Below are 9,196 nucleotides of genomic sequence, written 5' to 3' on the forward strand. Positions count from 1 at the left end.
CGAGAGGTGAACGATGGAGCACACCACACCGGACGTCGATACCGCCGACGCTGCCGACACCACCGACCTGTACGGCCGGGCCGTCGCCACGATCGCCGACTCGCTCGCCAAGGCGATGCAGGTCGACGCCGCCACCATCACTGAGAACAGTCGGTTGTTCGACGAACTCGGCCTGGACTCCACGACCGTGCTCGGGCTGCTGATGACGATCGAGGAGGAGCTCGGGCTGGAGTTCGACACCGACGATCTGGAGCAGCACCACTTCGAGACCGTGGGGACGCTGGCCGCGCTCGTCCGGGAACAGGCCGACGAGCAGGCCGCCGAGCAGACCGGGGCCTGACCGCCGATGTACCTCACCACGTCTCCCGGCCCGGTCGGCGCACCGGCACCCGCACCGGCCAGGCGGGTGCCGCTGCGCCTGTCCCGGCTGGTCAGCCGGACCTTCTCCGGTGGCAGGCCCTTCCTGCCCGATCCGCTGGAGCCGAGCCTGAGCCGGATGCAGGCCGACCTGGTGCGCCCGTACCCGGTGGAGTTCCGCCCGGAGCTTCTGGAGCGGGGCGAGCGCAACACCTTCATCGAGATGACCCAGGAACTGCTCGCCGACCTGCCCCCGCCTGTGGAGCCCCTGGATCTGGTGCTCGTGGCCCACACGGCCCCCGACGCCGATCCGCGCCGCTCCACGTCCTGTCATCTGGCCGATGTGCTGCCCGGCGCCCCCCTGGCCTTCAACCTCTCGGACCAGGGGACCGCCGCCGGGTTCACGGCCCTGCGTCTGGTCTCGGAGTACGCCGCCGCCGACGCCTTCCGGCACGCCCTGGTCGTCCTGCTCGATCAGCGGACCTTCCTGTACGACACCGCGGGGGCCCATGACGTGCCGCAGGAGGACTGCGCGGTGGCGCTGCTCTTCGGCCCCGAGGATCCCGAGGATCCCGAGGATCCCGAGGATCCCGAGGATCCCGAGGATCCCGAGGGCTCCGGGGGCCGCGCGGGCGAACCGGTGACACGGCAGCTCGCCGGCGTCGCGCCGGACGAGGTCCGCACGACGCTCGACGCGCTGCTGAACGAGCCGGACGGGTGCGGTGTCGGCCGCCCCCTCACGCTCATCACCGGCCAGGGCCTCGACGCCGAACGGTTCGGACCAGGAATCGACGTACGTCCCGCGCCGCCGGGCCGTCCGTGCACCGGCCCCTGGTCGACCCTGGCCGACGTACTCCCCGAGTTCGCGGGAGACGACGGGCCCCGCCGTCTGGTCGTAGCCGAGTACGACAGCACGCTGCGGTACCTGTGCGTGAGCACACTGGATCTGGAGGAGGGGACATGACCGGCCGCGTGGCCGCCACCGACGAATGGATCCGGTACCGGCGGACCGCCCGCCACGACGGCCTCGTCCCGGCGCTGTCCCTGCTGTACGAGACCGTATGCGACGGCGGTGCACCGCCCCGAGGTCCCGGCGGGCACGTGGTGGCGCCCGTCGGCATCGCCGGTGCCGTCACGGGGGAGGTCCTGGCGACCCTGACGGTGGAGGACGGCACCGTCATCGCGTCGCGGAGCCGAGCCGAACCACCAAGCGGGTCCACCACCCCTTGGGCGGCATGGGCGTTGGGCGTGACCTGCCTGCGCTTCGGCCTCTCGGAGCGGCTGCTCGACGCCGCGCTCGCCCATCTCGGCGGCCGTACCGTCGGCGACGCGAAGCTGCTCCACCAGCAGATGGTCAAGGGCGGCGTCGCGGAGGCGGTGATCGAGCAGTTGGAGATCGCGACCATGCTGGAGGGCGCCACGCCGGGCGACCTCGACGACAACGTCCTGACCGGCCTGAACGCCCAGATCACCGAGACCGACCGGATGCTGCTGCGGCTGCTCGGCGCCGTGAGCTTCCTGGCGGACGGGCCGGGCCAGGTCGCCCGGGTGTCCGAGCTGATCGCCGACGTCTACTTCGGCCCGGCCCGCGCCGGGGAGCACACCGGGGAGAACACCGGGGAGCACGGAGGAGCGGCATGATCGAGCTGGACGACAGGACACTGGCGATGCAGCGCCGGGCCCGCGCGTGGGCGCAGGAGCTCAAGCCCCTCGCCCTGGAACTCGACCAGGACCCGGACGCGATCCACCGCCATCTGGACGTGGGGATCATGTCGTACCTGACAAGGGTGACGGTGCCACCCGAGTTCAATCCCGACCCGGTGGTCATCGACGGGCATCGCTTCTACGGCACCGGGACCCTGGAGCGGGTCGTCTTCGCCGAGGAGGCGGCGGCCGGCGACGCCGGCATGCTGCTGGCGGCGCCGGGGCCGGTGATGTCGGGTGTGCTGGTCGATGCCATGGGCGACGAGCAGCAGAAGAAGTGGTTCTACACCCGGATCATGGAGAAGCCCACGTGGACCTTCTTCGCGCTGACCGAGCCGGACCGCGGCTCGGACGCGGGGGCGATGAGCACCACACTCACCCCGGACGGCGACGACCACTTCGTGCTCCGGGGGGCCAAGCACTACATCGGCAACGCGGCCCGCGCCGACCTGGGCATCGTCTTCGCCCGCACCCGTCCGGGGCCGCTCGGCGTGACCGCGGTCCTCATCGAGACCTCGGCCGCCGGGTTCACCGCCGAGCCCCTGGAGACCATCGGGCTGCGCGGCCTGCGCATCACCGCCGTCACCCTCGACGACGTACGCGTGCCCGCCGGCCAGGTGCTCGGCAGGCATCTGCGGGCCACCCAGCGCGGCATGTGGAGCGCGGTGCAGGGGCTGAACCGCCTCCGCCCCGGCGTCGCCGCGTTCGGCCTGGGCATCGCACGGGCCGCGTACGAGTACGTCCTGGACAACCGGCGCACCCTGAGCGCGGCCGAACGTCACCGGCTCGACCGTCTCGGCCTCCGCCTGACGGAGCTCCGGCAGCTCATCTGGCGCTCGGCGATCGCCGTGGACGACAACGAGCCCGCCGCCGGCTACCTGGCATCGGCGGCGAAGGCACGCGCGTCCCGCCTCGCCGAGGAGGCGACACTCGAAGCACTCGGCTACTTCGGCCCCGGCGCCCGCCTGGACCACCCGCTGCTGGACAAGCTCGCCCGGGACGCCCGTGGTGTGGAGTTCATGGAGGGTACCGGCAACATCCAGAAGCTCAACCTGTTCACCGGCCTGGTCCAGGGAAGTCTCCGCCGTGACTGACACCGGCCTCGTACCGGCGGGACCGGGGGCGGCGCGACGGGAGCCGCGGCGATCGATCCCGCGGACGGCCGGGCCGATGCCGATGGCGCCGGCCGGCGTGGTGATCGTCATCAACCAGCGGCGGGGCGCCGGGCGCCACCAGGAGACGGCCGCGACGACGCACGCCGGCCCGCGGGTCGCCGCGGCGCCGTACGCCGTCCTCGCGGTGGCGAGCCGGCGGCCGGGCCGGGGCCTCGTCGGACTGCTGACGGCGAGCGACTCGCGGACCTCCGACAAGCCCGCCCGCCACCTGGCCGTGGTCGGGCACACCTACCTGGCCGCCACCGAGCAGGTCGCCGGGGTGACGGGGATCGCGGCCGCGGCCGCGGTCGGGTTCGTCGGCCGCGTGGGCCGGGTCGCGCCCGCATGAGAAGGACCGGGACAGACGGCTCTGACATGGGCGGGCCCGCGGTGGACGTCTGGACGGTGCCGCTGGACGGGCCGTCGGCCACGGTGGCGACGCTGTCCCGGATTCTGTCGGGGCGTGAGACCGAGCGCGGCGGCCGCTGTCGTTTCGAGACCGACCGCAGGCGTTTCATCATCGCGCACGGAGCATTGCGGCTGATTCTGGCCGGCTATCTCGACGTTCCTCCCGAGGAACTCCTCCTACAGCGGGGACGTCACGGCAAACCACACCTCGCGGGCAGCTCCGATCTGCGGTTCAACCTTTCCCATTCCGGTGAGCTCGCTCTGGTGGCGGTGACCCGGGACGCCGAGGTCGGGGTCGATGTGGATCGGCTGCGGCCGGGCCTGCCGGTCGAGCCGTTCGCCGAGCGCTTCTTCCCCGAGTCCGACGCCCGTTTCGTGGCCGCGGCCACCGGGCCCACGGAACGTGCCGAACGTTTCCTGCGGCTGTGGACCCGCAAGGAGGCCGTGGTCAAGGCCGCCGGCGCGCGCCTCACCCAGGGCCTGGGCCTGACGGTGTTCACCGACACCGACACCGACACCGACACTGGCACCGGCACCGGCGTCGTCCGCGATCCGTCCGGGCAGATCCGGGGCGCCTGGTCGGTGCGCGACCTGCCGGTGCCGGACGGCTATGTGGCGGCGCTGGCCGTCGCGGGGTCGGCGGCCCCCAGGATCTCGGCCAGGCATGCCCAACTGGGGAGCGCGTAGGTACGACCACTCGACCACTCAGGTGTGGCTCTCCCCCTCGGAGGACAGCACCGCCGCGACAAAGTCGGCCGGCGGCAGGTAGCCATGGGCTTCGACATAGTGAGCGATCAACTCAGGTGCGGCATAGGCGACGCCGCTTCCCATCACCCGTATCTCGGCACTCCCCCGAGGGCCATCGGGGAAACCGGCACCCGGGCGCGAGGTGCACCACGGGCAGAGGTGGAAGCCTCGGGTCTGCCGGGTTCGGTGCGTGCGAGTCATGCTCTCCAGCATGTCGACCAGCCCTGGTGGCGCAGAGCCGTTCACGTACCCCTTGTCCCGACTGAGCCAGCCCACATTCAGCACGGGAACGCCCTGCCAGAGTCCGGACGCCTCCGGATCCCAGTCGTCTCCGCTGCCTCCGCTGTCACTGCCGTACGTGTAAGGCGTCAGGTCCGCGTAGTACGTCACGACGGCTGTCTACCAGAAACGTCCTCGACAGCTGCCCTCGTGCTCGCCACGATGATCCGATGTCCGAGAACAGTGAGCCAGGCCCCTCCCGCGCGCCAGACCCAGAAGCCATCATCCGGAGCTGGGCGGCGACCGTCGCCGCCTTGCCGATCGGATCCCGGGTCAGCGGACAGGTGGTCGCGCGCCCCCCGTTCGGGGTCTTTCTCGTGATCGACGGCGTGCCCAACGCAGTTGGTCTCGCGGAGATCACCGCCATGCCGCACCACATGGAACTTCCCGCCGTGGGCGCCTCCGTCGCCGGTGAAGTCATCTGGCACACGGAGCACAACCATCAAGTGAAGATCAGGCTCGACGAGTGGACAGCTCGGACTCGATGAGCTGACAGCCTGGCCCGGGACTGACCCGCTGACCGGTCGGCATGCGTCGCCCGGACGCCGGCGCGATGCGGGTGGGCGGGGGTCGGCCAGGGATGATGGCCGGATGCGCATCCGCATCGACGCAGTCGACCTGCCCGGCCGCACCCGCCCCGCCTCTGCCGACGGCAGAGTCCCCGCGTACGGCAACCTCCACGTCGCCGTGCAACGCCGCGCCCGTCCGGCCGAACTCCTGGAACCACAGCCCGGCGACGCACCGTCCGCGACATGGACCCTGGAGTGCACCACGAGCACCTCGCCGGCCGGCACCGAGGTCAAAGGCCCCTACGTGCAGGACCGTCTGGGCCGACGGTTCATCTACCTGTCGTGGGGCACGGTCGACGAGTCGGGCATCTTCACGATGTTCCGCCGCGCCAAGCTCATGCTCGACGTCATCCCCGCCGACGTACTCGACGCCGCCGCACGCGACGGACTGCTGGTCGGACACCTCGGCCTGACCGACGCGCAGGGCGGTCCCCTGTGCGCACGCGTCGAGCCCCCACACATCACGTGGACCGCCGCACGCGCCGACTAGGGCCTGTTGCGCGTCCGAGAGGGACCCGGCTCCCCCGGCGAGCCGTGCTCGCTCAGTGGAACAGCGCGGTGAGCAGGTCTTCGCCCATGCTGCGTACGCGTTCCAGATGCAGCTGGTAGTACGCCCGTCGGCCGTCGCGCTCAACCGTGACGAGGCCGGCCTCGCGCAGCCGGGCCAGATGGCGGGAGACCTGCGGCAGGGTCATGCCGCTGCGGTCGGCGAGTGCGGAGGGGGTGAGGGGTTCCCGGGCGATGGCGCGTGCGATCCGCTGGCGGCCCGGGTCACGCATGACTTCGAGACGGCGGTGCACCACCGCGTAGCCGGGCTGGTTGTCGCCCTCCGGCACGAGGGGGTAGTGGACGACTGCCACCAGACCCGGTTCGTGCTTCACCAGCAGGTGGGGGCGGCCGAAGGTGGACGGTACGACCAGCACCGGGGTGGTGGCGACGTTCACGATTCCGTGGTGGAACTTGTCGAAGACCACGCGGGGCGGTTCGTCCCGGTACGACGCCGTGGAATCCAGGTCGGCCAGCGCCTTGCCGGGGCCGCTGTGCTCGATGCGGTCGCGCAGTCGCGGCAACTGTCCGGCGATCGCTCGGGCCGCCCTGGCGAGGTCCGGTTCCAGGGCCCGGGCCACCTGGGCCAGCAGGTCGAGGAGATCGGCACGCAGGGGCTCCGGGGCGTCGAGGAGCCTGCGGGCGAGTTCGGCGCGGGCGGTGGAGCGTTGCTCGGCCGCCGTCAGCAGGCCCTGGCGCTGCGCGCGGTCGTCCAGCACCCGGTCCAACGGGGCGCCGGAGTTGCCGCCTCGGATCGCGTATCCGGTGAATTCGGCGAAGAGCGGCAGTGGCAGCTCCGCGATGTCGGCGAGCTCGGCGTCGAGCGGCCGGTCTCCTTCGGCGCTCAGCGGGAACAGGTACCGGGCCCGGTACGAGGCCCACAGCGGCGCCCAGTCCCTGATGCGCTGCCTCAGACCGGGGGTGAGAGTGGCGGTGGGTGCCCCGTCCCGGGTGGATCCCTCGCCGCCGGGGGCGTCGGTTTCGAGCCCGCGGACCCAGCGCAACGCCCGCGGATGGTGCTCGGCCTCCGTGTAGGCGTGGAGCGCGGCGCCCAGTTCGGCGAGCGGTGAGGCACCCGCGGACACGCGGGAAGGGGCGGCTCCGGCGAGCGAGAGGACGACGCTCATGGCCACCTCCGGCCTGCTGGGGAATGTCGCTTACCGCGACCGCGGCAACCATCATAGGTACGGCCTCCAGGGGGCTCTACGGTTCCGGCAACCCACCGAGCCCTCCCCCGGAGTCGCCATGAATCAGCCTGTCCCCGCCGACCTCCGCGCCGCCGTACGCGAGCGCCGGTCCCAGCTGGAGCAGCTCAGCCTCGATCTGCACGGGACACCGGAGACCCGGTTCGAAGAGCACTACGCCGTCGAGCAGTTGGTCGGCCGGCTCGCCGCCGCGGACTTCGAGGTGAACAAGGGCGTGGCCGGCCTGCCGACGGCCTTCACGGCCACCCACCGGGGCCCGGTGGACGGTCCGACGGTCGCGGTACTGCTGGAGTACGACGCGCTGCCCGGCATCGGTCACGCGTGCGGGCACAACCTCATCGCGGCCGGTGGACTGACCGCCGCCGTCGCCGCGGCCGCCGTGCGACCCGACCATCCCGGCACACTGATGGTGATCGGCACCCCGGGTGAGGAGGGCGGCGGCGGCAAGATCCTCATGCTGGAGCGCGGCGTGTTCGAAGGCGTGGACGCGGCGGTGATGTTCCATCCGGGCGACCGCGGTCTGCGAGCCCGGCACGCACTGGCCGCGAGCCATCTGCGGCTCACCTTCCACGGTGTGGCCGCGCACGCCGCCAAGATGCCCTGGGACGGACGCTCCGCCGCGGCAGGCGCGCAGCTGTTCCTCACCGCCGTGGACTCGCTGCGCCAGTTCATCCCGCCGACCGCCCGGGTGCACGGGATCATCTCGCACGGCGGCACCGCCCCCAACGTCGTGCCCGACCGCACCGAGGTGGAGCTCTTCGTACGCGAGGCGACCTCCGCCGCCCTGGACGCACTGCTGCCGCGTGTCCTCGCGGCCGCCGACGGAGCGGCACTCGCCACCGGCACGACCGTCGAGACCGTGGAGAGCGCGCCGCGCTACGCCGAGCGCAACGACAACATGGTGATGGCCGACCGGATCGCCGCCTACGCCGCGGACCTCGGCCTGGAGCTGGAACCACCGTCCCCTGCGAATCCGGCCGGTTCCTCGGACATCGGCAACGTCTCGGTCGAACTCCCGGCGATCCATCCGTACGTGCAGATCTGCCCCCGCGACACCCCGAGCCACTCCGCCCGGATGCGCGAGGCCGCCCGCAGCCCGCGGGCGCACGAGGCGGGCACGACGATGGCGACCGCCATGGCCGCGCTCGTCCTGGACCTGCTCGGCGATCCCGAATTCCTCACCGCGGTCCGTACGGAGTTCCAGTCGTCGGTCCAGTCTTCGTACCAGTCGTCGTTGCAGTCGTCGGTCCAGTCGTCGGTCCAGTCGTCCGCTCCCTGTTCCGCCGCTGGTCAGGAGCCGTCATGACCTCCTCGTCCCCGACCTCCCTCGCCTCGAACGCCCTGTTCAACACGTTCTTCAACTGGGACCTGATCGCGCGGACCTTCCCCCGCCTGTTCACCGAAGGGCTGCTGAACACCCTGGTCATCGCCGCGGGCGCGATCGTCCTCGGCGTCGCCATCGCCCTGGTGGCCGCGATGCTGCTGCTGTCCAAACGCCGCTTGGTGCGACTGCCCGCCCGCATCTACGTCGACGTCTTCCGCGGCCTTCCCGTGATCATCACGGTGATGCTGGTCGGGGTGGGCCTGCCCGCGGCCGGGATCCGCCCCTTCGGTACCGATCCGTTCGGCTACGCGATCCTCGCGATCGGCATCATCTCCGGCGCCTACACCGCGGAGATCTTCCGCTCCGGCATCCAGAGCGTCGACCCCGGCCAGTTGCAGGCGGCCCGCAGCCTCGGCCTGAGTTACCTCAAGGCGATGCGTCTGGTGGTGGTACCGCAGGGCATCCGCCGTGTACTGCCCGCCATGGCCGGCCAGTTCGTCAAGGACATCAAGGAGAGCTCGCTGGTCTACCTCCTCGGCCTCGCCGCCGGGCAGCGCGAGCTGTACTTCATCGCTCAGGAGGAGGTCGCCCGGACCTACAACTCCTCGCCCCTGATCGCCGCGGGCATCTGCTACCTCGCCCTCACGATCCCGCTGACCTACTTCGTGAACTACCTGGACAGGCGGCTGCGCGAGGGCCCGCACCACGGGAACACGCCGGCCCTCGTCGAGCCGGACCTGCCCAAGACCCCGCTCCAGCCCGCCGGAACCGCCCGAGGAGAAGGCCTGTGACCCCCGCGACCACCGGACCGGACCCGATGCCCTCCGTGACCACCGGAGGGGACCCGGCCACCCCTTCGACGACAACGACCGCGCACGCCCCGACCGCCCCAGCGCCCACAGC

At 71.7% G+C, this 9,196-nt stretch carries 12 protein-coding genes; 10 read left to right on the forward strand and 2 right to left on the reverse strand.

All coding sequences use genetic code 11. The features are described 5' to 3' along the window. The first annotated feature begins 13 nt into the window (after window positions 1–13). The 6 genes from FNH08_RS13080 to FNH08_RS13105 are packed head-to-tail and all read left to right on the forward strand — an operon-like array spanning window position 14 to window position 4,310. Window positions 14–340 carry an acyl carrier protein gene (locus FNH08_RS13080; protein ID WP_152771645.1) on the forward strand — a complete coding sequence of 109 codons (327 nt, stop codon included), beginning with the start codon at window positions 14–16 and terminating at the stop codon, window positions 338–340. 6 nt (window positions 341–346) lie between these two features. Next, the gene (locus FNH08_RS13085; RefSeq protein ID WP_152771646.1) at window positions 347–1,321 is read left to right on the forward strand and encodes a beta-ketoacyl-[acyl-carrier-protein] synthase family protein; all 975 of its coding nucleotides are present in this window, start codon (window positions 347–349) and stop codon (window positions 1,319–1,321) included. Next, window positions 1,318–1,998, forward strand: coding sequence for a DUF2786 domain-containing protein (locus tag FNH08_RS13090; RefSeq protein ID WP_152771647.1), 681 nt, complete (start codon window positions 1,318–1,320; stop codon window positions 1,996–1,998). The genes FNH08_RS13085 and FNH08_RS13090 overlap by 4 nt, the downstream gene beginning before the upstream one ends. Continuing rightward, a complete protein-coding gene (locus FNH08_RS13095; RefSeq protein ID WP_152771648.1) occupies window positions 1,995–3,155 on the forward strand; it encodes an acyl-CoA dehydrogenase family protein in 1,161 nt (386 codons plus the stop codon). Before FNH08_RS13090 ends, FNH08_RS13095 begins: the two co-directional genes overlap by 4 nt. After that, complete coding sequence (locus FNH08_RS13100) at window positions 3,148–3,564, forward strand: hypothetical protein (RefSeq protein ID WP_152771649.1); 417 nt, start codon at window positions 3,148–3,150, stop codon at window positions 3,562–3,564. The genes FNH08_RS13095 and FNH08_RS13100 overlap by 8 nt, the downstream gene beginning before the upstream one ends. Before the next feature lie 26 nt (window positions 3,565–3,590). Then, window positions 3,591–4,310, forward strand: coding sequence for a 4'-phosphopantetheinyl transferase family protein (locus tag FNH08_RS13105; RefSeq protein ID WP_194238473.1), 720 nt, complete (start codon window positions 3,591–3,593; stop codon window positions 4,308–4,310). A gap of 18 nt (window positions 4,311–4,328) precedes the next feature. On the opposite strand, the gene FNH08_RS13110 is transcribed toward FNH08_RS13105, so the two are convergent. Next, window positions 4,329–4,760 carry a DUF7919 family protein gene (locus FNH08_RS13110; protein WP_152771651.1) on the reverse strand — a complete coding sequence of 144 codons (432 nt, stop codon included), beginning with the start codon at window positions 4,758–4,760 and terminating at the stop codon, window positions 4,329–4,331. A 59-nt stretch (window positions 4,761–4,819) separates the two neighbouring features. Between FNH08_RS13110 and FNH08_RS13115 the strand changes: the two genes are divergently transcribed. Beyond that, on the forward strand, window positions 4,820–5,137 hold the full coding sequence (locus FNH08_RS13115; protein ID WP_228034090.1) for a S1 domain-containing protein: 318 nt from the start codon (window positions 4,820–4,822) through the stop codon (window positions 5,135–5,137). Between the two features lie 103 nt (window positions 5,138–5,240). Further along, window positions 5,241–5,708, forward strand: coding sequence for a DUF5990 family protein (locus FNH08_RS13120; protein WP_152771652.1), 468 nt, complete (start codon window positions 5,241–5,243; stop codon window positions 5,706–5,708). Window positions 5,709–5,760: 52 nt separating this feature from the next. Here FNH08_RS13120 and FNH08_RS13125 read toward each other — a convergent pair whose 3' ends face one another. Then, window positions 5,761–6,891, reverse strand: a complete 1,131-nt coding sequence (locus FNH08_RS13125; protein ID WP_152771653.1) for an ArsR/SmtB family transcription factor — start codon at window positions 6,889–6,891, stop codon at window positions 5,761–5,763. A 118-nt stretch (window positions 6,892–7,009) separates the two neighbouring features. Between FNH08_RS13125 and FNH08_RS13130 the strand changes: the two genes are divergently transcribed. Beyond that, entirely contained in the window at window positions 7,010–8,275 is a 1,266-nt protein-coding gene (locus FNH08_RS13130) for an amidohydrolase (protein WP_228034091.1), read from the forward strand. Then, window positions 8,272–9,084 (forward strand): amino acid ABC transporter permease, encoded by an 813-nt coding sequence (locus FNH08_RS13135; RefSeq protein WP_152771654.1) that lies wholly within the window; start codon window positions 8,272–8,274, stop codon window positions 9,082–9,084. The genes FNH08_RS13130 and FNH08_RS13135 overlap by 4 nt, the downstream gene beginning before the upstream one ends. The last annotated feature ends 112 nt before the right edge of the window (window positions 9,085–9,196 follow it).

The sequence above is a fragment of the Streptomyces spongiae genome, from assembly GCF_009377185.1.
GTDB classification, from domain to species: Bacteria; Actinomycetota; Actinomycetes; order Streptomycetales; family Streptomycetaceae; genus Streptomyces; species Streptomyces spongiae.

Excerpts from the sequence above, each read along its gene's own strand:
- FNH08_RS13080 (WP_152771645.1), top strand. The coding sequence starts at position 14 with ATGGAGCACACCACACCGGACGTCGATACCGCCGACGCTGCCGACACC.
- FNH08_RS13085 (WP_152771646.1), top strand. The coding sequence starts at position 347 with ATGTACCTCACCACGTCTCCCGGCCCGGTCGGCGCACCGGCACCCGCA.
- FNH08_RS13090 (WP_152771647.1), top strand. The coding sequence starts at position 1,318 with ATGACCGGCCGCGTGGCCGCCACCGACGAATGGATCCGGTACCGGCGG.
- FNH08_RS13095 (WP_152771648.1), top strand. The coding sequence starts at position 1,995 with ATGATCGAGCTGGACGACAGGACACTGGCGATGCAGCGCCGGGCCCGC.
- FNH08_RS13105 (WP_194238473.1), top strand. The coding sequence starts at position 3,591 with ATGGGCGGGCCCGCGGTGGACGTCTGGACGGTGCCGCTGGACGGGCCG.
- FNH08_RS13115 (WP_228034090.1), top strand. The coding sequence starts at position 4,820 with ATGTCCGAGAACAGTGAGCCAGGCCCCTCCCGCGCGCCAGACCCAGAA.
- FNH08_RS13120 (WP_152771652.1), top strand. The coding sequence starts at position 5,241 with ATGCGCATCCGCATCGACGCAGTCGACCTGCCCGGCCGCACCCGCCCC.
- FNH08_RS13125 (WP_152771653.1), bottom strand. The coding sequence starts at position 6,891 with ATGAGCGTCGTCCTCTCGCTCGCCGGAGCCGCCCCTTCCCGCGTGTCC.
- FNH08_RS13130 (WP_228034091.1), top strand. The coding sequence starts at position 7,010 with ATGAATCAGCCTGTCCCCGCCGACCTCCGCGCCGCCGTACGCGAGCGC.
- FNH08_RS13135 (WP_152771654.1), top strand. The coding sequence starts at position 8,272 with ATGACCTCCTCGTCCCCGACCTCCCTCGCCTCGAACGCCCTGTTCAAC.